At 73.2% G+C, this 22138-nt stretch carries 20 protein-coding genes; 8 read left to right on the top strand and 12 right to left on the bottom strand.

Annotated elements, in window-relative coordinates:
• Positions 1-35: 35 nt before the first annotated feature.
• The 5 genes from AB0M93_RS07105 to AB0M93_RS07085 are packed head-to-tail and all read right to left on the bottom strand — an operon-like array spanning position 36 to position 2231.
• Positions 36-371: a prepilin-type N-terminal cleavage/methylation domain-containing protein gene (locus AB0M93_RS07105; RefSeq protein ID WP_364269326.1), complete on the bottom strand. Its 336-nt coding sequence runs from the start codon at positions 369-371 to the stop codon at positions 36-38.
• Between the two features lie 44 nt (positions 372-415).
• Positions 416-844, bottom strand: coding sequence for a hypothetical protein (locus AB0M93_RS07100; protein WP_364269324.1), 429 nt, complete (start codon positions 842-844; stop codon positions 416-418).
• On the bottom strand, positions 841-1317 hold the full coding sequence (locus AB0M93_RS07095) for a hypothetical protein (RefSeq protein WP_364269322.1): 477 nt from the start codon (positions 1315-1317) through the stop codon (positions 841-843). The genes AB0M93_RS07100 and AB0M93_RS07095 overlap by 4 nt, the downstream gene beginning before the upstream one ends.
• Positions 1314-1763, bottom strand: coding sequence for a hypothetical protein (locus tag AB0M93_RS07090; protein WP_364269320.1), 450 nt, complete (start codon positions 1761-1763; stop codon positions 1314-1316). Before AB0M93_RS07090 ends, AB0M93_RS07095 begins: the two co-directional genes overlap by 4 nt.
• Positions 1764-1784: 21 nt before the next feature.
• A complete protein-coding gene (locus AB0M93_RS07085; RefSeq protein WP_364269318.1) occupies positions 1785-2231 on the bottom strand; it encodes a hypothetical protein in 447 nt (148 codons plus the stop codon).
• A gap of 452 nt (positions 2232-2683) precedes the next feature.
• On the opposite strand from AB0M93_RS07085, the gene AB0M93_RS07080 reads away from it, so the two are divergent.
• Entirely contained in the window at positions 2684-3652 is a 969-nt protein-coding gene (locus AB0M93_RS07080) for a TIGR01777 family oxidoreductase (protein ID WP_364269316.1), read from the top strand.
• A gap of 164 nt (positions 3653-3816) precedes the next feature.
• On the opposite strand, the gene AB0M93_RS07075 is transcribed toward AB0M93_RS07080, so the two are convergent.
• Positions 3817-4839: a helix-turn-helix domain-containing protein gene (locus tag AB0M93_RS07075; protein WP_364269314.1), complete on the bottom strand. Its 1023-nt coding sequence runs from the start codon at positions 4837-4839 to the stop codon at positions 3817-3819.
• A gap of 104 nt (positions 4840-4943) precedes the next feature.
• On the opposite strand from AB0M93_RS07075, the gene AB0M93_RS07070 reads away from it, so the two are divergent.
• Positions 4944-5903 (top strand): alpha/beta hydrolase, encoded by a 960-nt coding sequence (locus AB0M93_RS07070; RefSeq protein ID WP_364269312.1) that lies wholly within the window; start codon positions 4944-4946, stop codon positions 5901-5903.
• Between the two features lie 10 nt (positions 5904-5913).
• Here AB0M93_RS07070 and AB0M93_RS07065 read toward each other — a convergent pair whose 3' ends face one another.
• Positions 5914-6951 (bottom strand): NADPH:quinone reductase, encoded by a 1038-nt coding sequence (locus AB0M93_RS07065; RefSeq protein ID WP_364269310.1) that lies wholly within the window; start codon positions 6949-6951, stop codon positions 5914-5916.
• Here AB0M93_RS07065 and AB0M93_RS07060 point away from each other — a divergent pair.
• Positions 6950-7279, top strand: a complete 330-nt coding sequence (locus AB0M93_RS07060) for a hypothetical protein (RefSeq protein WP_364269308.1) — start codon at positions 6950-6952, stop codon at positions 7277-7279. The two genes, AB0M93_RS07065 and AB0M93_RS07060, sit on opposite strands and share 2 nt — an antisense overlap.
• Positions 7280-7377: 98 nt before the next feature.
• Positions 7378-7509, top strand: a complete 132-nt coding sequence (locus tag AB0M93_RS07055; RefSeq protein WP_364269306.1) for a hypothetical protein — start codon at positions 7378-7380, stop codon at positions 7507-7509.
• A 13-nt stretch (positions 7510-7522) separates the two neighbouring features.
• Here the strand turns inward: AB0M93_RS07055 and glgC are convergent, their stop codons facing one another.
• The 4 genes from glgC to AB0M93_RS07035 all read right to left on the bottom strand — a co-directional run bounded on the left by glgC (position 7523) and on the right by AB0M93_RS07035 (position 12002).
• The gene (gene glgC, locus AB0M93_RS07050; RefSeq protein WP_364269304.1) at positions 7523-8740 is read right to left on the bottom strand and encodes a glucose-1-phosphate adenylyltransferase; all 1218 of its coding nucleotides are present in this window, start codon (positions 8738-8740) and stop codon (positions 7523-7525) included.
• The gene (glgA, locus tag AB0M93_RS07045; protein WP_364269302.1) at positions 8737-9891 is read right to left on the bottom strand and encodes a glycogen synthase; all 1155 of its coding nucleotides are present in this window, start codon (positions 9889-9891) and stop codon (positions 8737-8739) included. The genes glgC and glgA overlap by 4 nt, the downstream gene beginning before the upstream one ends.
• Before the next feature lie 70 nt (positions 9892-9961).
• Entirely contained in the window at positions 9962-11416 is a 1455-nt protein-coding gene (locus tag AB0M93_RS07040; RefSeq protein ID WP_364269300.1) for a hypothetical protein, read from the bottom strand.
• Between the two features lie 163 nt (positions 11417-11579).
• A complete protein-coding gene (locus tag AB0M93_RS07035; protein WP_364269298.1) occupies positions 11580-12002 on the bottom strand; it encodes an STAS domain-containing protein in 423 nt (140 codons plus the stop codon).
• 489 nt (positions 12003-12491) lie between these two features.
• Here AB0M93_RS07035 and AB0M93_RS07030 point away from each other — a divergent pair, with 489 nt between their 5' ends.
• Positions 12492-13370, top strand: coding sequence for a MerR family transcriptional regulator (locus tag AB0M93_RS07030; protein WP_364269296.1), 879 nt, complete (start codon positions 12492-12494; stop codon positions 13368-13370).
• Positions 13371-13639: 269 nt separating this feature from the next.
• Here the strand turns inward: AB0M93_RS07030 and AB0M93_RS07025 are convergent, their stop codons facing one another.
• Complete coding sequence (locus tag AB0M93_RS07025) at positions 13640-14089, bottom strand: SRPBCC family protein (RefSeq protein ID WP_364269294.1); 450 nt, start codon at positions 14087-14089, stop codon at positions 13640-13642.
• A gap of 223 nt (positions 14090-14312) precedes the next feature.
• Here AB0M93_RS07025 and AB0M93_RS07020 point away from each other — a divergent pair, with 223 nt between their 5' ends.
• From AB0M93_RS07020 to fusA, 3 genes are all read left to right on the top strand, one after another.
• Positions 14313-17891 carry a discoidin domain-containing protein gene (locus tag AB0M93_RS07020; protein ID WP_364269292.1) on the top strand — a complete coding sequence of 1193 codons (3579 nt, stop codon included), beginning with the start codon at positions 14313-14315 and terminating at the stop codon, positions 17889-17891.
• Positions 17892-18008: 117 nt separating this feature from the next.
• Positions 18009-19649 carry a helix-turn-helix domain-containing protein gene (locus AB0M93_RS07015; protein ID WP_364269290.1) on the top strand — a complete coding sequence of 547 codons (1641 nt, stop codon included), beginning with the start codon at positions 18009-18011 and terminating at the stop codon, positions 19647-19649.
• A gap of 437 nt (positions 19650-20086) precedes the next feature.
• Complete coding sequence (gene fusA / locus AB0M93_RS07010) at positions 20087-22033, top strand: elongation factor G (protein ID WP_364269288.1); 1947 nt, start codon at positions 20087-20089, stop codon at positions 22031-22033.
• Positions 22034-22138: the final 105 nt, after the last annotated feature.

The raw sequence follows: 22138 nt of genomic DNA, 5'->3' as shown, positions 1-22138 counted from the left end.
CGCGGGGTGGGTCGGCCCCACCCCGCGGAGGGTGATCAGTGGGTGCAGGCGCCGGAAGCCGTGACGACACCGGCGGTGATGGCGATCGTGTAGCCGTTGGTGGTCGACGGCTCGTCCTTCAGGTAACCGGCGGTCTTCAGCGCGGCCGGGCTGGCGGCGTAACCGCCGGTCTTCGCGTAGAAGGCCTCGTTGGCGGTCTCGACGCTCTTCCAGTCCGCGTTGCACGCGGCGGCCTTGCCGTCACCGTTGAACGCCGACACGGCGAACACGACGACCCCGGCGAGCACACCGAGGATCACGACGACGATGAGCAGTTCGATGAGAGTGAAGCCGTCCTGGTTGGCGCGGGCGGTACGCAGTCGTTCCAGCATGGTGCTTTCCTTTGCGTTGCAGGGCTTTCAGGGGTGTTCCGGAGTCAGCAGGCCTGCACCTCCGCGGATCGGCGCCCCCGCCACGCACCGGTGGCCGCGCGCACGCTCACGTACGTGGTCTTGCTGGTGCTGAGAATGGGGACGGTGACCGAAGTGCTCGTGGTGGTTGTGCTGTTCGTGGGATTTCCGGCGGTGAGCGAGGTGAGCACCTCGAAGCCCTGCGGCAAGGTGGCCGGGTAGGTCCAGTGGAGCGTGGCCGTGGGGCCGCCGTTGCCGTTGTTGCATTTCGTGCTGTCCAGGACCGGCTGGCCGGTGGCAGGCAGCGTCCCGGCCAGCGCATACCCGTTGCCGGGACCGGATTTCTGCCAGGCCGCTTCCGCCTTCGCCGCGCCAAACGCGACCAGCCCGGAGATCACCGTGGTCCACGCGGCCGCGACCATCGCGGCCGCGAAGACCACCCGGGGCGCGCTCACTGGCTCACCACCGTCACGGTCACCGGGAGCGAATACGACGCCCCCTGGCACCCGTCGGGGGCGGTCGTCGCCATCGTGACCGCGCCCGTCACCGTGATCGTTGCGGTCGCACCCGCGGCCAAGACGGTGCCCGGCTGCTTCGCGTTCCAGGTCACCGTGTTGCCCGCGCAGGTGCCACTGTTGCCGGACACGGTGGCGGTTCCGTTGGCGGCGATATCGGTGACCTTGACGGAATAGGGATTGGGGTTGGTGATCTTGATCAGCGCATTGCCGTCGACCCCGGGGTAGAGCAGCCCCGTGGTGATCGCCGAGGTGTCCACTGCCCCGGTCGCCGGAGCGGATGCCGTCCCGGCCTTCGCGCCGGCGGTGCCGGAACCGGAGCTCGTCCACGCCGCGACGGCGATCCCGCCGCCCAGCGTCGCGCCGACCACCGTGGTGACCACGAGCACGCGGCGCAGGGTCGGGTTCTTCATGGCTTGACCGCCGTTCCTGTGTACGTCAGGGGAAAGGTGACCGACCGGCACGCGTCGGGCGCGCCGGGCAGCATGTGGCTGGTGAGGGCGACGTCGGCGGTGCCGTTGCCGGCGACCGTCACCGGTTTGGGCAGTGCGTCGACCCGCACCGACGAAGCCGGGCAGGCCGGGACCAGCCGGCCGCGGCCGTCGACGGGCTTGCCGACGTCGGCCGTCAGGGTCTGGACGAGGATCGGGAAGTTCTCGGCGTTGGCCAGCCGGATCCACCGCGTCCCGGTCGCACCGGGGAACAACGCGGTGGCCCGGCCGGGCACGTCGGCGATGCCGAACGGCTTGATGCCGCTGCCGTTCGCGGTGTTCGCGATCGGCGCGGGGCCGACCGCGAACCACGTCACCACGACGGCCGCGAGCGCGCCGGCCGGAACCGCGATCCGCCACTTGGACATCGGGGCGCCGTCCGGTGCGGATCAGGCGGACGCGAGGGTGGCGGTGAGCGGCAGTGCGAAGGTCTGGCCCTTGCAGGCGTCCGTGGCCGTGCTGCTCATCGTCGCGTGCAGGGTGTAGGTGTTCGTGCCCTTGGCCGCGATCGTGCCCGCGGTGCTCGAGGGCACCGCGCTGGTGACCGTGCCGGCGGCGCAGCCGCTGACCGCGTTCGAGGAGCCTGCGGTGATCGCGGTGACCACGACGGGGTAGTTGTTGGGGTTGTCGATCGTCACGGTGAAGTCGGTGCCGCCGCCCGGGTAGAGCGCGCTGCCCGAGCTCCCGGGCGTGATCGCGGAGTCGACCGAAGTGGTCGAGGTGACCGAACCGGTGCCGGTGCCGCCGCTGGACCAGGCCGCGTAGGCGACACCGGCGAGGACGACCACACCGGCGGCGCCGAGGACGACCGCGGACCGCTTGCTGATCTTGCGCATGAGGGTTCTCCTGGAAGCTTTGCGTCGGGAGGCCGGACCGCAGGGAGGCTCCGGCTGGTCCGGGTGGACCGTCACGAAGAGTGTGCGAATTCACGGCCGGGTTGCACCTCGGGCGACCGGCCCGAGTGCGAAGGTCCGAGGTCCCTTGTCAGCGGCGGCGGGGCGTGTTACGCGCGCGGGATCGAGCCACGGGGGTCGTGTTTCACCGCGAAAAAGTTCCTTTGCGGGAGCGTGACCTGCGGCTTTTCTGGCCCGATCGGCCGAATGGCGGTGACTGTCCCGTGATCTTCCGGGCCGCCGTTATTCGATCTTGAGGGCGCCCTGCGGCGCCTCGGCGGTCCTTCAGGGAGCGTAACGGTTCGTGACAATTCTTCGGATGATGAGTAACGATCGGGTGAGAGTTGAACGTGTTCAATTCCTTCGGTACCGTGGGTTCCGGCGAAGGGGGTCTCATGAAGGTCGTGCTTCCGGGTGGCACCGGACATCTGGGGCGGGTGCTGGGCCGCAGGCTGGCGGGGGAGGGGCACGAGGTCGTCGTGCTGACGCGGCGGGCCGCCGGGCCGGAGCCGGGGGTGCGCCACGTTCGCTGGGACGGGCGGAGCGCCGGGCCGTGGACGGCGGAAATCGACGGCAGCGACGTCGTGCTGAACCTCGCCGGCCGGTCGGTGAACTGCCGGTACACCCGGGCGAACCTGCGCGAGATGCTGAACTCGCGCGTCGATTCGGCCCGGGTGGTCGGCGGCGCGATCGAGCGCGCGGCGCGACCACCGCGGGTCTGGCTGCAGATGAGCACGGCGACGATCTACGCGCACACGTCCGGCCCGCCGAACGATGAAACGACCGGCGTCCTCGGCGGCGACGAGCCGGACGTGCCCGCGTACTGGGCCTACAGCGTCGACATCGCCAAGGCGTGGGAGCGCGAGCAGCGCCTGGCGGCGACGCCGCACACGCGCAAGGTGGCGCTGCGCACGGCGATGGTGATGAGCCCGGAGCCGGGCGGGGCGTTCACGATGCTGCTGCGCCTGGCCAGGCTGGGCCTGGGCGGCCCGGTGGCGGGCGGCGCCCAGTACATGTCATGGATCCACGACGGCGACCTGGCCCGGGCGATCGAGTTCCTGATCGAGCGCGAAGACGTGAGTGGCCCGGTGAACCTGTCGGCCCCGGAACCGTTGCCCTACGGCGAGTTCCTGCGGACCCTGCGCACGGCGGCGGGCGTACGGGTGGGCCTGCCGGCGACGAGGTGGATGGCGGAGATCGGGGCGTTCGTCCTCCGCAGCGACACGGAACTGCTGCTGAAGAGCCGCCGGGTGGTCCCGGGCAGGCTGCTGAAGGCCGGCTTCGAGTTCAATCACCCGACCTGGCCCACCGCGGCCGACGACCTGGTGAGCCGAGCCCGCGGCTCCCTGCCCCCGGCCACCTGAACCCGCGCCCAGCCGCGACCCGGCTGTCCAGGTGCGCGAACCGACTGCCTGGGTGCGCGACCCGACCGTCCAGGTACGCGAACCGACCGTCCGGGCACCCGCGCAAGCCGCAGCCAGCCCCCCACCCCGCGGCCGCACACTCGGACCGAGTCCAAAAAGGACGTTCAACCCAGCTCGGCGTTGTCCCGCAACCGCCGCAGCACCAGCGCCAAGTGCAGCCGGAACCGGCCCGCCGGCGAATCCACCTCGAAACCCAGGACCGCCTCCGCGCGGGCCAGCCGGGCCGGCATCGTGCTGTGGTGGCGGTGCAGCACCGCCGCCGCCTTCCGGGCCGATCCCGTTGCGCACAGCGCGTCCAGGGCCGCCAGCGTGTCCGTGCCGTGGGGCTCCGCCGCCAGGCGGTCGAGCCCGCGGACGTCCGGCTGCTCGGCCAGCTCCGCCGTGTCCAGCTTGCCCGCCAATGCCGCCAGCCCGCCCAGCCGCTCCCACCACACCACCGGCTCCGCCGCCGCCGTGAACCGCAGCGCCGTGCGGGCCGCCGCCCAGGAGCGGGGTGCCTCGATCGCCGGGCGCTCCGGGCCGATGCCCGCCCGGGCGGCGTCCGGCAGCGACGGCACCTCGCCCGGCAGCAACACCACCCGCACCCCGCCGAGCCGCGCCGAACGGCCCGCGAGTGCGTCGACGCCCGTGCCCGCCAGCACGCGCAACCGGGTTGCCGGGCCGAAGCCGAGCAGGTGCAGGGCTCGTGACCGCTCCGCCGTGCCGGCGTCCTCGGACAGCGCCAGCTCGACCAGCGCCGGGTCGCCGAGCTCGGGACGCGGGACGCCGGAGTGCTCCAGCAGGATCGCGGCCGCGATCGCGAACCGTTCCAGGAGCATGTCGTCGAGCGGGACCGGCGCGCCCGCCCGGGCCACCCACACGACCACGCCGCCCTCCAGGGTCCGCACCGCCGCCCCCGGGGGTGCCGCGCCCGGCGTCACGACGTCGGATCCCGGTGACGCGCGCAGCGAGAGCCCCTCGCCGGGGGCGTGCACGCCGACCGGGCAGCCGGCGAGGCCCGCCGTGCTGCGCACCAAGGCGTCCAGGCCGGCGCGGCCGGCGATCAGGCGGTCGAAGAACCCGATGACCCGCACGGCGTTTTCGGCGTCGGCGTCGAGCCCGGACAGCCTCAGCAGCAGCCCCTTCATGCCGTCACGATAGGCGCGCCCGCCGCCGGATGGCGAGGGTCGGCCCGGCAACGCCCGCCGCCTGGCGGTGGCCGGGCGCGCCCGCGGCGGCCCATGATCGGAGCATGACCTACGCGATCGATCCCGAGCTGCTGCCCTGGCTGGACATGCTCCCGGCCGTGACCCTCACCGACCACGAGTCCCTGCTGGCCGCGCGTTCCTCGATGGCGCAGCTCGGCGAAGTCCTGCCCGCCTACGAATCGCAGCACCCCGTCGACGTCCGCGACACCGCCGTGCCCGGGCCGTCCGACGCCCCGGACGTCCCCGTGCGCGTCTACGCGCCGGCGAACCGCACCGCGCCGGCGCCCGGGCTGCTGTACATCCACGGCGGCGGCTTCGTCATGGGCGACCTCGACACCTTCGACGCGCACGTGCTGCGCCTGGTCGACGAGCTGGGGATCGTGATCGTGTCGGTGGACTACCGGCTGGCCCCCGAGCACCCGTTCCCGGCGCCGGTCGAGGACTGCTACGCGGCCTTGAACTGGGTCGCGGCGAAGGCGGACGAACTGGGCGTCGACCCGGCCCGGCTCGGCGTGGCCGGGGAGAGCGCCGGTGGCGGTCTCGCCGCCGCGGTCGCCCTGCTGGCCCGCGACCGCGGCGGCCCGGCGCTGTGCTTCCAGTACCTCGGCATCCCGGAGCTGGACGACCGGCTCGACACGCCGTCGATGCGCGCCTACACCGACACGCCGATCTGGAACCGGCCGAACGCCGTGTACAGCTGGACGAGCTACCTCGGCGCCGAGCCGGGCGGCGACGACGTGTCGCCCTACGCCGCGCCGGCCCGCGCCACCGACCTTTCCGGCCTGCCGCCGGCGTTCGTGACGACCTGCCAGTTCGACCCCTTGCGCGACGAAGGCATCGGCTACGCGCAGCGCCTGGCCCACGCCGGCGTGCCGGCCGAGCTGCGTCACTACCCGGGGACGTTCCACGGCTCCGGGCTGGTGGAGACGGCGGAAATCTCCCGCCGCATGTTCGCCGACGAGCTCGACGCCCTGCGCCGCGGCCTCCGCATCACCGCCGGCTGAGCCCGGGACGTCAGGCTGCCGGGGTGACGTCGATCAGCACCTTTCCGGTGACGCCGGCTTCGGACGCGGCGTGCGCTTTCGCCGTTTCGGAAAGGGGGAACCGGTGGACCGGCACGCCGTGGGCCTCGTCGAGCCGCAGCGCGCCGTCGGCGAACGCGGCGGTGATGTCCTCGGTGCCGGCGCGCAGTTTGTCCTCGCCCACCGTGTAGAGCACCAGGAACTGGTAGCGCGCGTTCAGCCACAGCATCGCCCGGAAGTCCAGGGTGACGGTTCCGCTGCCGCGGTCGTCGCCGTAGGCCACGACCGTGCCGCGGGGCCGCAGCACCTCCGTGTGCAGCTTCGCGTTGACCCCGGCCGCGACTTCGACCACCACGTCGACGCCGCCGGGGGCGACCTCGCGGATGCGGGCGGCGAGTTCCGGGTCGGGGTAGCGCAGCACGTGCTGGGCGCCCGCCGCGCGGGCGAGCGCGGCCTTCTCGTCGCTGCTGACCGTCGCGACCACCGTCGCCCCGGCCCAGCGGGCGAGCTGGATCGCCGCGTTGCCGACCGCGCCCGCGCCGCCGCTGACCAGCACCGTGCGGCCCTCGAGCGCGCCGGGGGCGAGCCGGGACGGCCCGTCTTCGGCGACGGTGAGGGCCCGGTGCGCGGTCAGCGCCGGGACCCCGAACCCGGCTCCTTCGTCGAAGCCGGCCTCGTCGGGCAGCCGGACGAGCTTCTCCTGCGGGAGCACCGTGTACTCCTGCGCGGTGCCGGACAAGGGCCCGTGGGCGCCGGCGATGACCGTCCACACGCGGTCGCCGGGGGCGAAGCCGGTGACGTCCGGGCCGACCGCGTCGACCACGCCCGCGCCGTCCTGGTTGGGCACGGTTTCCGGTGCCTCGGCCCCCGGCTCGGCGCGCAGGCCTCTGCGCGCCTTCCAGTCGGTGGGGTTGACCGCGGACACCACGATCCGGACGCGGACTTCGCCGGGCCCCGGGTCCGCGACGGGCCGTTCGGTCGGCGTCAGGACCTCGGGACCGCCGTACTGGCGGTAGACGACTGCTTTCATGACCGGTGCAATCCCGCGGATACCGCGGTTATTCCCGGCACAGTGGGAAATCAACCCCGGTAATTGGCTTTTCGCCGCCGCCGAAAAGGGAAATCGGCGCCGCGCGGGTGATCCCCCGGGCGGGCGATTTTCCGGGACGGCCCCAGCGAAATCGGCAGCCGTCGCAGAAACTGGGCGCGTGGGAGAGGAAAGGCGCAAGCCGGGGGACGATCGGCCGAAGCGCGACGAGGGTGAGCCGACGCCGATCTTCGACGCGGTGTTCAGCGCGACGCGCGCGAAGGCGAATACGCCGGAACCGGCCAGTGAGCCGGACAAAACGGGGCGGTGAGCGGACACCGGAAGGCCGACGTGCGGCACTTCGTTCGACGTCCGCAGTGAACATGTAGCATCCCGGGTGCACGTGCATCCGCGCTTGAGGAGTGAGCTTTGGCCGGCACCGTGAACAGCATGATCGCCGCCGAACACGCGGCCGGCGCGTCGATCTCGGAACTGGCCGAGCGCTGGGGGATCGACCCGCGGCAGGTCGTCGAGCGGATTTCGGCGGCCGCCCGCTCCTGAGCGCCCGGCCGGCTCAGATCGCCCGTTCCCCCTTGCCCAGCACGACTATGCCGCCCTCGCTGACGTGGTAGTGCCCGCGGTCGCGGGCCAGGTCGACGCCGATGTGCGCGCCGGGCGGGACCACGACGTTCTTGTCCAGGATCGCCCGCCGCACCACCGCGCCGCGGCCGACGCGGGCGCCGTCGAGCAGCACCGAACCCTGCACCACCGCGCCCTGTTCGACGATGACGTCGGGGGAGAGCACCGAGTCGACGACCTGCGCGCCGGAGATGATGCAGCCGTTGCTGACGATCGACTGGTTCGCGGAGCCGCCTTCGACGAACTTCGCCGCCGCGCGCTGGCCGGGGTGGGCGAGGATCGGCCACCGCCGGTTGTAGAGGTTGAAGATCGGGTGCGTCGAGATCAGGTCGGTGTGCGCGTCGTAGTAGCTGTCGATGGTCCCGACGTCGCGCCAGTAGCCGTGGTCGCGTTCGGTTTCGCCGGGCACGACGTTGGTGTTGAAGTCGTAGACGGCGGCTTCGCCCGACCTGACCAGCGCCGGGATGATGTCGCGGCCCATGTCGTGGTGGGACGCGGCGTTTTCGGCGTCGGCGTACAGGGCTTCCAGCATCACCTTCGTGGTGAAGATGTAGTTGCCCATGGACACGTAGGCCTCTTCGGGCGAGTCCGGCAGGCCCGGCGGGTCCGCGGGCTTCTCCATGAAGGCGTCGATCATCAGCCCGTCGGTGGTCCGGATGACCCCGAACGAGCTCGCTTCCTTCCGCGGGACCCGGATGCCGGCGACGGTGACGCCCGCGCCGGAGGAGATGTGCGCGTCCAGCATCTGGCGCGGATCCATCCGGTAGATGTTGTCCGCGCCGAACACCGCGATGTACTCGGGGTTCTCGTCGTGGACCAGGTTGAGGCTCTGGTGGATGGCGTCGGCGCTGCCCTGGTACCAGCGCGGGCCGAGCCGCTGCTGGGCCGGCACCGGCGTGACGTACTCGCCGGTCAGCGACGACAGCCGCCACGTCGTCGAGATGTGCCGGTCGAGCGAGTGCGACTTGTACTGCGTCAGCACGCACAACCGCCGGATCCCGCCGTGCACCAGGTTGGAGAGCACGAAGTCGATCAGCCGGTGGGTGCCGCCGAAGGGCACCGCCGGTTTCGCCCGGTCCGCCGTCAGCGGCATCAGGCGCTTGCCCTCCCCGCCCGCGAGCACGATGCCCAGGACATGGCATTCGCTGTTCACAGCGACCTCCCGCACGCCTCGTAGAGGGCGACCGTCCGCTCGGCGATCGCCTTCCAGCCGAACTCGCCGACCGCGCGCTCGCGGCCGGCGGTACCCATCGCGGCGGCCCGGTCCGGGGAGCCCACCACCTCGTTCAGCGCGGCGGCCAGGCCCGCCTCGAACGCCTGCGCGTCCTGGTCGTCGTAGTGCACCAGCAGCCCGGTCCGGCCGTCGTCGACGACCTCCGGGATGCCGCCGACGTCGCTGGCCACCACCGGGGTGCCGCACGCCATCGCCTCCAGGTTCACGATGCCGAGCGGCTCGTAGACCGACGGGCAGGCGAACACCGCGGCGTGGGTGAGCAGCTGCACGACCTCGTTCCGCGGCAGCATCTCCGGGATCCAGCGGACGCCGGTGCGCGTCTTCTCGAGGTCGGCGACCAGGCCGCGGAACTCCGCGTCGAGCTCGGGGGTGTCGGCCCCGCCCGCGCACAGCACCAGCTGGACGCCCGGGTCGAGGTCCGCGCCGGCTCGCACGAGGTGCGGGACGCCCTTCTGCCGGGTGATCCGGCCGACGAACAGCACGTACGGCCGGTCCGGGTCGATGCCGTGCTTGGCCAGCGCGTCGGTGCCCGGGTCGGGGCGGTAGAGCGTGGTGTCGATGCCGTTGTGGATCACGTGCACGCGCTCGGGCGGCACCGCGGGGTAGGCGGCGAGGACGTCCCGGCGCATCCCGCCGCTGACCGCGACGATCGCGTCCGCGGCTTCGTAGGCCTCGCGCTCGATCCACGACGAGACGCGGTAGCCGCCGCCGAGCTGTTCGGCCTTCCACGGCCGCAGCGGTTCCAGCGAGTGCGCGGTGACGACGTGCGGGATGCCGTGCGTCATCTTCGCCAGGTGCCCGGCGAGGTTCGCGTACCAGGTGTGGCTGTGCGCGAGGTCGTGGCCTTCGAGGGCGTTCGCCATGGACACCGCGATGTCCATGGTCGTGAACGCGGGCTGGCGGTAGCCGTGCGGATCGGTGTGCCCGGTGGCGTCGGCGCGGTCCGCGCCCCAGCAGTGGACGTCGAGATCGACCAGCGGCCGCAACTCCCGGGCGAGGAACTCAACGTGGACCCCGGCGCCGCCGTAGACCTCCGGCGGGTATTCGCGGGTGAGCAGGCCGACCTTCATGATGCGAACCCTATGGCCTTTCCCGGCCGCTGCGCAGTCTGGCATCCCGGGGAATCCGGCGAGTTTTCCGTCACGGCCCCGGCTGGAGGGTGAAGTGGCCGTCGCCCTTCGCCGCGGACCGGACCGGCCAGCTGTCCGGTCCGGTCGCCGGACCCGAGCCGTACTGCAGCCGGTAGTCCGGCCGCCGCGGCGGCACCGACGTGTCCAGCCAGTGGTAGTTGACCCGCAGCGCCAGGCTCATCACCGGGTTGGCCAGCCGGATCCGCTTTTCGATCAGCTCCACGGCGTGGCCGCGGTCGGAGAACTCGTCGATGATCGCGCACTCGCAGTAGTAGGCGAGGGTGCCGATCTCGCCGGGGCTGGCGACGCTCGCGCCGTGCAGCCGGGAGCCGAGTTCGGTCCCCACCCGCGCGTAGTCCCGCGCGCTCGCCCAGTTCCCGAAGACCACCGGCGACGGCCACGGCAGTCCCTGCGCGGCGTCGACCGCGGCGGCGCTCAGCGCCAGCACGCCGGTGAGCCCGAGCGCCAGCACCGGCGGCCCGGTCCGCCACGCCGTCCGCTCGCGCGCCTGGGCGTACCAGGTGCCGAAGGCGGCGACGGCGAACGTGCTCGCCGCGGTCACCGGCGCCACGTAGTACCAGTGGAACGGGCCGACGCCGAGGAACGAATAGGCGACGTAGTGCAGGATCCCGCCGCCGGCCAGCGCGGCGACCGGGCCGAGCGCGGGGAACTCCGGCCACCGCACGGCGAACCGCGCCGCGGCCCAGGCGGCGAGCGCGACCACGCCGGCCAGGGCGGGGAGGAACGACACCAGCACCGTGACCGGCCAGCCGAGGTAGTACATCATCGGCCCGGTGCTGTAGCTCCACGGCGCGAACACCCCGGCCTGCAGCTGCTTGATGACGAGCGTGTCGGGCACGAACGACCCGAAGGCGAGCCAGCTCACCAGGAACCACGGCGCGGCCGTGAGCGCGGTCAGGCCCACGGCGGCCCGCCGGCCGCGCCGGATCGCCGGCGTGCTCACCCCGATCACCGCGACGAACACGACGAGGTCGAGCCGGGTCAGGACGGCGAGGCCGCCCGCGACGCCGAACCAGACCGGCCTGCCCTCGAGCGCGCAGACCGTGAGCGCCAGCAGCACGACCGGGATCAGCAGCACCTCGAGCCCCATCGCGGACAGCACGAACGGGTTGAGCAGCACCAGCGCGACGCCGAGCACCCCGGCCGCGGGCGGCAGCGCCAGCACGCGGCCGATGCGCTGCCACGCCCAGCCGAGCCCGGCCCCGCTCAGGACGGTGAGGACGCCGAGCGCGACGACCGGGTGCGGGCTGCCGGCCACCCGCGTCACCAGGGTCAGCGCGGCGAGGAGCAGGACGTTCAGGGGAGACGTCGCCGAGTTGGCGGGCGAGCCGGGGACGATGCCCCATTCGCCGTGCACGGCGAGGTTCTTCGCGTACGCCAGGGTGATGTAGCCGTCATCGGTGAGACTGGTCCGGACCAGGAGGAAGACGGCGGCACCCAGCACCGCTCCGAAGGCAGCGGGGAGCCACCGGCCCCGCGCACCCGTCCGTTCCGCATTCGTTACCGCCAGCAACCTGCCTACCTCGTCGTGCGGGACTTCACCCGATCGTGGCATGTGCCGCGTGGGTTCGCAGTACGGCGAGTGAGCGGAGGGCGCTCCTGCGCGGTCAGGGCCAGGCGGGGGCCGTGAAGACGCGAACCGGCGTCTCCGGGATCACCACCGCGGCCGGGCACGCGCCGACGGCGGCGCGGGCCCCGTCGGAGGAGGTGTGCAGCGGCAGCAACCGGTCCAGGCCGAGGAGGCGCAGCGGCCGGCGGACGGCGCCCTCGGCCGCCGCGATGGCGTAGGGCACGTTGCGCACGGCCGCGTCGCGACAGGCCTCGGCCAGCACGCTGAAGACGGTCGAATCGCAGAAGGTGGTGTCCGTGAGGTCGGCGATCACCCCGCGGGCGCCGGCGTGGACGGGACCCAGCAGCGCGGCGCGGAGGACGGCGGCGCTGCCGAGGTCGAGTTCGCCGGCACAGCGGACGGTGACGATCCCGGCGTCGGTCGTGGTGGCGAATCGGGGCACGGTGCGGTCGTCGGTCATCGGGTCCCTCCTCCTCGAGCGCCTAGCGGATCGTACCCACGGCGGCGGGAGAAAACGCCCCGCGAAAGCGGACGCGCTGCGACATCCGAGGGAAGACGATGCACAACCGTTGCAATGTGGGATAGCTTGGCAGAGCAAGGGTTCCGCACGTAGCCGGCCGCGGCGGATGCCACACCACGCGGCCGGCCGGATCCGGCCGACGCGGGCCGGATCACCGGCGCCGGGCGGCGCCGAAGGGGACGCGGCAGGCCATCGCCCCGCCGCCGCGTCCCCGCCGCCGGCCTGCCTGCCGAGGTTTTCGGTTCGCCGGCTTGCGTGATCCGGGATGGTCGCCGTTCCCGCTGTTTGCCTCGGATGCGCGGGCTCGCCCACGCCGGGGCGTCAGTTGCCGGGACCGCTGCCACCTGCGCCGCTTCGCCGTGTCGCCGGTGAGGTGGGCCTGGCGTCGCTAAGCTTCGGACGTTCGCCGTCCGCGAGCGAAAGGATGCGGTGGAACCCGAGAACGTCGACGCGCCGTCCGTCGCAGGAGCCTGGGCGCCCGGCAAGGTGGCCGAACTGCTCGGCGTGTCGCCGGTGACGCTGCGCAGCTGGAGCGCGCGGTACGGGATCGGGCCGCCCGCCGGCGCCGGACGGCACCGCCGGTACTCCGACGCCGACGTCCGCCGCTTGCAGCACATGCAGCGGCTGGTCGCGCGGGGGATGCCGGTGCGGGAGGCCGCGGCGGCCGCGTTCGGCGCGCCCGGTGCCGCCGAGCCGGAGGTGCCGGCGGCGCGCCGGGTGGACGAGCTGGCGGACGCCGCGGACGAGCTCCGGTACGCCTCGGTGGCCGGGCTGCTGGACGAAACGCTGGGCACGATGGGCCCGGCGGCGGCCTGGACGGACGTCCTCGCGCCGGTGCTGCGCGGCCTGGGGGACCGCTGGCAGCGCGGCGACGTGTGCTTCGCGTCGGAGTGGGCGTTGACGAGCGAGATTTCGCTGGCGTTCGAGCGGTTCAGCCGCCGGTTCCCGGCGGCGGTGCCGGGCCGTCCGGTGCTGCTGGCGTGCTGCCCGGCGGAGCGGCATTCGCTGCCGATGGAGGCCCTGCGGGCGACGCTGGCCGAGGCGGGGGTCCCGGTGGCGTACCTGGGCCAGCTGGTCCCGGCGGAGACGGTGGCGGACCTGGCGGCCCGCCTCGACCCGGTCCTGGTCCTGCTCTGGTCGAAGACACCCCCGACCGCCGACGACCTCCTGGCGGCCCGCATCCGCGACCTGGGCTGCCCGGTCGGCACGGCGGGCCCGGGCTGGGACCACCTGGGCGACCGCGGCTTCCCTCGGGTGAACGACCTGAATTCGGCGATGGAACTGGCGCTCGAGCACGCCCAGGAGTAGCGGCAACGGGGCCTTGCCGCGGCCGGACGCGGGCTGATTTCACGCTGGAACGGGTCCGGCCGGAGACCCGGCGTGCGGCTGCTTCAGCCTGGACCGCGCAGCTTGACGCGGCCGCCCTTGGCCGCAGCCGCCGCTCGGCGACCGCCTGGCTCCGGGTCGCGGGTCGCTTGAGCTGAGCACCTGCCAGCGCCTGCCCGCCGCTCGGCGACCGCACGGCTCCGAGCCCCCGGCCGCCTGAGCCGGGCACCCCCGTTCAGCCCGCCCGCCGCTCAGCCCAATGCGGCCAGCTCCCGGCTCAGCGCCGGCGCCACCTCGTCGCCCAGCCGCTCGAACTCGCGCTTCAACAGCGGTGCCGCGAGCTTCGCCCAGCCGTGGAACTCGAGCGTCGCCTGGTAGCGGACCGTCGTGCCGGCCGGGCCGGACGTCAGCTCGAAGTCGTCCGTCGACGTCACCGTCTTGTTGTTCCCGACGAACGTCACCCGGCCCGGGGAGCGGTGCGTCAGCCGGTACTCCAGCTCCGTCCGGCGGCCGCGGAACTCCGAGACGTTGTGCCACCGCGTGCCCACCTCGATCGGGCCCCGGTCCTTGCGGATGCACGAGATCGTCCCCGGGTCCCATTCCTCGGTGTGCGCGAAGTCCGCCAGGTACTGCGCCACCGGGCCGATCGGCGTGCTCACCGTGACCGTGCGTTCGACCTGGACCACCATTACCTCCGACACTTCGTTGCAAATACGTTGCAACATTAACCCGTTTCGCTCACCGGGGCACGACGAGCCGTCTCGCCGACATCGATGTCATTTTTCCGAATTCTTGTCCTCCTTGTCTTCTTGACGGTTCCGACGGCCGCGGCGGAAGCTTCCTGGCAACGTTGTCAGCCCGCGGTGCGACACCCGCCAGGTCGTGCGCCGGCTCCCGGGCTGCCGCTTCGAGAACGGAGTTCGCATGGCGGAAAAGATCGAGCGGGTATCGCGGCGGCACGTCCTGGCCGCCGGGACCGGGCTGCTGGCCGGGTTCGGCCTCGCCGCCGTCCTGCCCGGCACCGCGGCGGCCGCGGAAGCCGCCGGGACCCCGGGAGCCGGACCGGAAAGCCGCCGGACCGACCTCGCGCTGTTCCGGCCGGTGCAGGTGTCCTCGACCGACTACGCCGCCACCCCGGCCGAGTTCGCCGTCGACGGCCTCGCCGAGGTCGGCGTCCGCGGCTCCGGCTGGCGCGCCGCCCAGGGCGACGGCCAGTGGATCGTCGTCGACCTGCAGGCGGCGTGCGCGATCGAGTCCGTCGTCCTCACCTTCGAGGCGCAGCCCGGCGACCCGGCCTTCGACGCCGGCGCGTCCCGCAGCCACACCAGCGGCTTCGAGGTCCAGTCCAGCTACGCGACGGCGTTCGACCTCGACGTCTCCGGCGACGGCAAGGCCTGGCGCACCGTCCACCACGCCGACCAGGGCACCGGCGGCGTCGTCACCATCCCGCTGGCCGTCACCGCGCGCTGGGTCCGGTTCACCGCCGGCCGCCGCTCGACGGCCAACCCGCTGGGGCTCAACGGCTTCCAGGTCTTCGGCACCAGCCGCGGCGCCCGGCCCGCCGTCCGCGGCTGGACGAGCTTCCCGGTGCGCCCGGACGACAACCCGCCCGCGCTCGCCGTGGCGGCCGACGGCACCGTGCCGCTCGAGTCCGGCTGGGTGCTCACGATGGACGACTGGGCGCCCACCGGTGACGGCCGGGCGCTTTCCGGGGCCGGCGTGGACACCCGCGGCTGGCTGCCGGCGACCGTCCCCGGCACCGTGCTGGCCTCGCTCGTCGAGCAGGGGCAGCTGCCCGACCCGGTGTTCGGGATGAACAACCTGCACGTCCCGGAAGCGCTCTCCCGCCACGCGTGGTGGTACCGCCGCCGCTTCACCCTCCCGCGCGGCCTCGACACCTCGCCCGGGCGGCACATCTGGCTCGAGTTCGACGGCGTCAACCACGAGGCGCGGATCTGGCTCAACGGCGCCGAGATCGCCACGCAGAGCCACCCGTTCGGCCGCGGCGTCCACGACGTCACCGCCGCGCTGCGCCGCACCGGCGAGCAGGTGCTCGCCGTGGAAGTCGCGCCGATGCCCAAGCCCGGCAGCCCCGGCGACAAGGGGTCGAACGGCAGCTCCTGGGTCGACGCCGGCGGCACGATGTTCGAGAACTCGCCGACCTACCTGGCCGTCTCCGGCTGGGACTGGATGCCCGCGGTGCGCGACCGCGCGGCCGGCCTCTGGGACCACGTGCGCCTGCGCTCCACCGGCGCCGCCGTGCTCGGCGACGTCCGCGTCGACACGAAGGTGCCGGACGCGAAGACTGCCGAGGTGACGCTGACCGTCCCGGTGCGCAACGCCGCCGCGACCGCCCAGCGCGTCAAGGTCACCGCCGCCTTCGGCCCGGTGACCGTGTCGAGCACGGTCACCGTCCCCGCCGGGCAGACCACCGACGTCGTCTTCCCGCAGCAGCGGATCGGCGACGCGAAGCTGTGGTGGCCCAACGGTTACGGCGAGCCGAACCTCTACGACCTGACGCTGACCGCGGCGATCGGCGCCGCCACGAGCGACCGCCGGACCGTCAGGATCGGCCTGCGCGAGATCGGCTACCGGTACGACCTGCCCATCGTGATCGACAGCGGCCGCGCCACCCAGACCGTCGAACTCGCGCCGCAGAACGCCCGGTTCGTCCGCATGCAGGGCCTCAAGCGGGCCACCGGCTGGGGCTTCTCGCTCTGGACGATGGCCGTGCTGAACGGCTCCGGGCCCGACCTGGCCCAGGGCAAGCCGGCCGGTTCGTCGTCGGTGGCCGACGGCAACCCGCCCGAACGCGCCTTCGACGGCGACCCGAACACGCGCTGGACGTCCGAGTACAGCGACAACCAGTGGCTGCAGGTCGACCTCGGCGCCGCGACGGCGTTCGACCGCGTCGTGCTGACCTGGGAAACCGCGTACGCGGCGACCTTCAAGATCCAGGTGTCACAGGACGGCGACACCTGGACCGACGCCGCCTCGGTCGACAACAGCCCGAAGCCGCTGACGTTCCTCGTCAACGGCGTCAAGATCTTCGCCCGCGGCGGCAGCTGGGGCTGGGACGAGCTGCTGCGCCGGATGCCGGCCGAGCGGGCCGACGCCGTCGTCGCGATGCACCGCGACATGAACTTCACGCTGATCCGCAACTGGGTCGGCTCGTCGTACCGGCCGGAGCTGTTCGACGCCTGCGACAAGTACGGGATCCTGCTGTGGAACGAATTCTGGGACGGCTGGTCCACCGACCCGGCCAACCACGACATCTTCCTGGCCCAGGCCCAGGACACCGTGCTGCGCTACCGCCACCACGCCTGCGCGACGGTCTGGTTCGGCTGCAACGAGGGCACGCCGCCGCCGGCGATCGACAACGCGCTGCGCGACATCGTCCACGCGCAAACCGACCTGCTCTATCAGGGCAACTCGGCGGGCGGCGTGATCACCGGCGACGGGCCGTACTACTGGCAGGACCCGAAGCGGTACTTCACCGGGGAGGCGACCGGCGGCAAGTACGGGTTCTGGAGCGAGATCGGGCTGCCGACGGTGTCGGTCGTGGAAAGCATGCGCAACCTGGTCGGGGCCGGTGACCCCGGCTGGCCGATCGGCGCGCCGTGGTTCCTGCACGACTGGTCCACGAACGGCAACCAGTCGCCGCAGAGCTACCTGGCGGCGATCGACGCGCGGCTGGCGCCGTCGACGAGCCTGGCCGAGTTCTGCCGCAAGGCGCAGTTCGTCAACTACGAGAGCATGCGCGCGATCTTCGAGGCGTGGAACGCGAAGCTGTGGAACGACGCGACCGGCGTGCTGCTGTGGATGTCGCACCCGGCCTGGCACAGCACGGTCTGGCAGACCTACGACTACGACCTCGACGTCAACGGCAGTTACTACGGCGCTCGCAAGGGCTGCGAAGCCCGGCACGTCCAAGCCGATCTGACGACGTGGCAGGTGCGCGTGGTCAACCACACGCCGTCGGCGCTCAGCGGTGTCACCGCCACCGCGCGGCTGTACGGCCTCGACGGTGCGGCGCTCGGCCAGGCCCGGCAGCAGAAGCTCGAAGTGGCTCCGGTTTCGGCCGGCGACGCGTTCACGGTGCCGTTCGACGACGGTCTCCCGGACCTGCACCTGCTGCGGCTGACCCTGACCGACGGCCGCGGCACGGTGCTGTCGGAGAACACGTACTGGCGGTACCGCACGGACACGGCGATGCGGGCGCTCAACCAGCTCCCGGGCGCGCGCCTGACCACGTCCCTGCGGCCCGACGGCGACGCCTACACCGCGACGGTCCGCAACGACGGCCGGACGGTCGCGGCGATGATCCGGCTGTCGCTGCGGGAACGCAACGGCACGGACCGCGTGCTGCCGACCCGCTACGGCGACAACTACTTCTGGCTGCTGCCGGGGGAGAGCCGCACCATCCGCGTCGAGCCGCGGCGGCGGGTGCCGAACGCGAAACTGCTGGTGGAGGCGTACAACGTGGCGGCGAAGCTGAGCTAGCTGCGGGCTCGGGGCCCATCCCCCGACCGGAGGAGTTCGTCGCCCGGGACGAAGTCGAAGGCTGATTTCGTCCCCGGCGACGAACTAGGCTGACGGCGTCGCGCCTAGCTTCGGGAGGTGCTCGTTTCGGTGAACCTGCGCCCGCACGCCAGCCTCGGCCGCGTCCTCGACGACCTGGGCGGCACCCTCCTGGACCTGGTCCTCGGCGACGGCGACCGCCCGGGCGGCATCGGCGGCGTCGCCATCCACGACCCCCTCGACGAACCTGCGCTGCCGCAGCACGCCCTGGTGCTGGGGGTCGGCCTCGCCGAGCCGGACGAGGTCGTGCGGCAGCTGCGGACCCTGGCCCGCCACGACGCCGCCGGGCTGGTGCTGCGGGCGCCGGTCACGGTGACCGCGGCGATCACCGCCGCCGTCGAGGAAACCGGCGTCGCCCTGCTGAGCCTGGCCCGCGGCGCGTCCTGGGCCCAGCTCGCCGCCATGCTGCGGTCGCTGCTGGCCGAGGGCGACGTCGGCGACGCGCAGCCGGAGACCCTCGCCGGGCTGCCGTCGGGTGACCTGTTCGCCGTGGCCAACGCGATCGCCGCGCTCATCGACGCCCCGGTCACCATCGAGGACCGGCGGTCCCGCGTGCTGGCGTTCTCGGGCCGGCAGGACGAAGCCGACGGCTCGCGCGTCGAGACCATCCTCGGCCGGCAGGTGCCCGAGCGGTACGCCCGCGTGCTGGCCGACCGCGGGGTGTTCCGCGAGCTCTACCGCACCGACCAGCCGGTGTACGTCGACCTGCTCGGCGAGGGCCTCGAGGGGCTGAAGCTGCTGCGGGTGGCCGTCGCGGTCCGCGCGGGCGACGAAATCCTCGGCTCGATCTGGGCGGCGGTGCACGAGCCGCTGACCACCGACCGGACGCAGGCGCTCTGCGACGCGGCCCGGCTGGTGGCGCTGCATCTGCTGCGCGTCCGGGCCGGTGCCGACGTCGAACGGCGGCTGCGCGCGGACCTGCTCAGCACGGCCCTCGAAGGCGGGGCCGCCGCGCGCGAGGCGCTGAGCCGGCTCGGCCTGGCCGACCAGCCGGTCGTCGTGCTGGCGCTGGCGGTGCTGGGGGCCGGGGCCGCCGACGCCGAACTCGCCGCCGACCGGCAGCGGCTGGCCGACGGGCTGGCGATGCACCTGAGCGCGGTGCACCCGCGCTGCGCCGCCGCGCTAGTCGGCGACACGGCGTACGGGCTGGTGCCGGTGACCCGCGACGCCGACGGCGAGCGGCGCGCCCTGCGGATCGCCAAGGACTTCCTGGACCGGGTGGGCGACCGGGTCCGGGCGGTGGTCGGCATCGGCCCGCTCGCGCGCAGCGCGGCCGAGCTGCCGGAAGCCCGCGACAGCGCGGACCGCGCGCTGCGGGTGCTGCGCTCGGGCAGCGGCGCCGGCCGGCGGGTCGCGCTGCTGGCCGACGTGCACGTCGAGGCGCTGCTGCTGGAGCTGCAGGACCTGGTCGCCGCCCGCGGCGACCGCCCGACCGGGCCGGTCGCCCGGCTGCTGGCCTACGACGAGCAGCACCACGCCCACCTCGTCGAGACGCTGCGCGCCTGGCTCGACGCCTTCGGCGACGTCATCGCGGCCTCGGCCGCGGTCCACGTCCACCCCAACACCTTCCGCTACCGCCTGCGCCGCCTCGCCGAAGTCGGCGGCTTCGACATGACCGACCCGGAGGCGAGGTTCGCGGCCATGCTCCAGCTCCGCGTGGTCGCCCCGCCCACCCCCTGACGCCCGTGATCAGCAAGCCGACACGCGTGATCGAACGGTCAACACGCGTGATTCAAGGGACGACACGCGTGATTGAAGGGACGACACGAGCGCGGCGGGGTCCGGGCGGCGTGTCGACCCTCTGATCACGCGTGTCGGCTTCCTGATCACGCGTGTCGACTCCTTCCGCACGGTGGACGGCGGGCGGAAAACCCGTTGGCCGCGGGGGCGGGTGTCGTTAGGCTGCGGCGGAACCTGTCCACCGCGTCGAACGAAGGGAGCCGGCCGTGCGTGTCCGCATCGCTGTCGCTCCCCGGTCGCGGTCCGAGGTGATCCTGGTGTCTTCGCGTCCTCGGTGCCTGCCGCGCGGCTCGCACCGGGCTTCGTGACGCGCAAGTAAGCCTGCCGTCGCGGGGAATCGCGCCGTCCCGATCACTTCGTCCACAAAGGACACGGCTGTGCGAACCACCCTGACCACCGTCCGCAACCTCGGCATCCTCGCCCACGTCGACGCGGGCAAGACCACCGTCACCGAGCGGATCCTTCACCGCACCGGCGCCACCCACAAGACCGGCGAGGTCCACGACGGCACCACCGTCACCGACTTCGACCCGCAGGAACGCGACCGCGGCATCACCATCTTCGCCGCGGCCGTCAGCTGCACCTGGGCCGGCCACCGGCTCACCCTCATCGACACCCCCGGCCACGTCGACTTCACCGCCGAGGTCGAGCGGTCGCTGCGGGTGCTCGACGGCGCCATCGCCGTGTTCGACGCCGTCGCGGGCGTCGAACCACAGAGCGAAACCGTGTGGCGGCAGGCGGATCGGCACGGCGTGCCGCGGATCGCGTTCGTCAACAAGCTCGACCGCGCGGGCGCCGACCTCGACGCCGCCGTCGCCTCGATCCGGGCGCGGCTGCACCCGGCACCGCTGGTCGTGCAGCTGCCGATCGGGCGCGAGGACGGCTTCACCGGCGTCGCCGACCTGCTGCGGCTGGCGGACGTGCCGGACGACCTCCTCGCCGAGGCCCGCCGGCGACGCCGGGTGCTGGAAGAGGCCGTCGCCGAGCTGCATCCGGTGGCGCTGGACGAGTTCTGCGCGACCGGCACGATTTCGGCGGAGACCCTGGAGAAGGCGTTGCGAGAGCTGACGCTCAGTGGCGCCGGGCTGGTCGTGCTGTGCGGCGCGGCCTACCGCGACCGGGGAATCGAGCCGCTGCTCGACGCCGTCGTGGCGTACCTGCCGTCGCCGGCGGACGTCCCGCCGGTGCGGCCCGACCGGCCCGCCGACCCGGCCGCGCCGCTGGCCGCGCTCGTGTTCAAGGTCGTCGCGGCGGCCACCGGACGGCTGACGTACCTGCGGATTTATTCCGGAACGCTGCGGAAGGGGGACCAGGTGACGGACGCGGGACGCACCGAACGCGTCGCGCGGGTGCTGCGCGTGCAAGCCGACCGGCAGTCCGAAGTGGACAGCGCGGTGGCCGGCGACATCGTCGCGGTGGCCGGGCCGAAGGCGGCGCGCGTCGGCGCCACCCTGTGCGCGCCGGGCGAGCCGGTGCTGCTGGAGCCGCCGGTGACGGCGGACCCGGTGGTCTCGGTGGCCATTGAGCCGCGGCGCGCGGGCGACGGCGAGCGGCTGACGGCGGCGCTGGCCCGGCTGGCCGAGGAGGACCCGTCGCTGGTCGTGCGGGTCGATCCGGAGACCGGGCAGACGGTGCTGTCCGGGCTGGGCGAGCTGCACCTGGAGGTGGCGGTGGAGAAGCTGCGGCTGGACCGCGGCCTCGAGGTCGCGGTGGGCCGTCCGTCGGTGGCGCACCGCGAGACGGTCGTCAGCGGCGTGTCGGGGCTGGTCTACCGCCACGTCAAGCAGGACGGCGGCGCGGGCCAGTTCGCGCACGTGGTCCTGGACGTCTCGCCGGCCGCCGAAGGGTTCGAGTTCGCCTCGGCGGTCGTCGGTGGCCGGGTGCCGCGCGAGTACGTCCGCGCGGTCGAGGCCGGCTGCCGGGACGCCCTGGCGGAGGGACCGCTGGGCGGCCACCCGGTGACGGGCCTGCGCGTGACGCTGACCGACGGCGCGACGCACCCGAAGGACTCGTCGGACCTGGCGTTCCGGACGGCGGGCCGGCTCGGGTTGCGGGAAGCGCTGCGCGCGTCGGTCCTGCGGCTGCTCGAACCGGTCGCCGAGGTCGTGGTGACCGTCCCGGCCGACGCGGTCGGCGTCGTGCTCGGCGACCTGGCGGCCCGGCGCGGCCGGGTGGCGGGGTCGGCGGTGCGCTCGGGCACGGCCGTGGTGACGGCGACGGTCCCGGTGGCGGAGCTGTTCGGCTACGCGAACCGGCTGCGGAGCCGCACCCAGGGCCGCGGCACGTTCACCGCCCGCCCGTCGGGGTTCGCGCCGGTCCCGTGAGCGTCGGGGGGGGGGTGGGGGGGTGGTGGTAGGAGGTAAAAACAACGCCCCCAAAGGAGGATAGAAACCACAGGATAACAGTACAGATGTTTATTATTGATTTTG

It is taken from the genome of Amycolatopsis sp. NPDC051102 (assembly GCF_040682815.1).
GTDB lineage: Bacteria > Actinomycetota > Actinomycetes > Mycobacteriales > Pseudonocardiaceae > Amycolatopsis.
This window is presented reverse-complemented; position numbering and strand designations above follow the sequence as displayed.

Bases quoted from the DNA above. Each gene is read 5' to 3' on its own strand.
- AB0M93_RS07105 (WP_364269326.1), bottom strand. From the start codon at position 371: ATGCTGGAACGACTGCGTACCGCCCGCGCCAACCAGGACGGCTTCACT.
- AB0M93_RS07095 (WP_364269322.1), bottom strand. From the start codon at position 1,317: ATGAAGAACCCGACCCTGCGCCGCGTGCTCGTGGTCACCACGGTGGTC.
- AB0M93_RS07090 (WP_364269320.1), bottom strand. From the start codon at position 1,763: ATGTCCAAGTGGCGGATCGCGGTTCCGGCCGGCGCGCTCGCGGCCGTC.
- AB0M93_RS07085 (WP_364269318.1), bottom strand. From the start codon at position 2,231: ATGCGCAAGATCAGCAAGCGGTCCGCGGTCGTCCTCGGCGCCGCCGGT.
- AB0M93_RS07080 (WP_364269316.1), top strand. From the start codon at position 2,684: ATGAAGGTCGTGCTTCCGGGTGGCACCGGACATCTGGGGCGGGTGCTG.
- AB0M93_RS07075 (WP_364269314.1), bottom strand. From the start codon at position 4,839: ATGAAGGGGCTGCTGCTGAGGCTGTCCGGGCTCGACGCCGACGCCGAA.
- AB0M93_RS07070 (WP_364269312.1), top strand. From the start codon at position 4,944: ATGACCTACGCGATCGATCCCGAGCTGCTGCCCTGGCTGGACATGCTC.
- AB0M93_RS07060 (WP_364269308.1), top strand. From the start codon at position 6,950: ATGACCGGTGCAATCCCGCGGATACCGCGGTTATTCCCGGCACAGTGG.
- AB0M93_RS07065 (WP_364269310.1), bottom strand. From the start codon at position 6,951: ATGAAAGCAGTCGTCTACCGCCAGTACGGCGGTCCCGAGGTCCTGACG.
- glgA (WP_364269302.1), bottom strand. From the start codon at position 9,891: ATGAAGGTCGGCCTGCTCACCCGCGAATACCCGCCGGAGGTCTACGGC.
- AB0M93_RS07035 (WP_364269298.1), bottom strand. From the start codon at position 12,002: ATGACCGACGACCGCACCGTGCCCCGATTCGCCACCACGACCGACGCC.
- AB0M93_RS07020 (WP_364269292.1), top strand. From the start codon at position 14,313: ATGGCGGAAAAGATCGAGCGGGTATCGCGGCGGCACGTCCTGGCCGCC.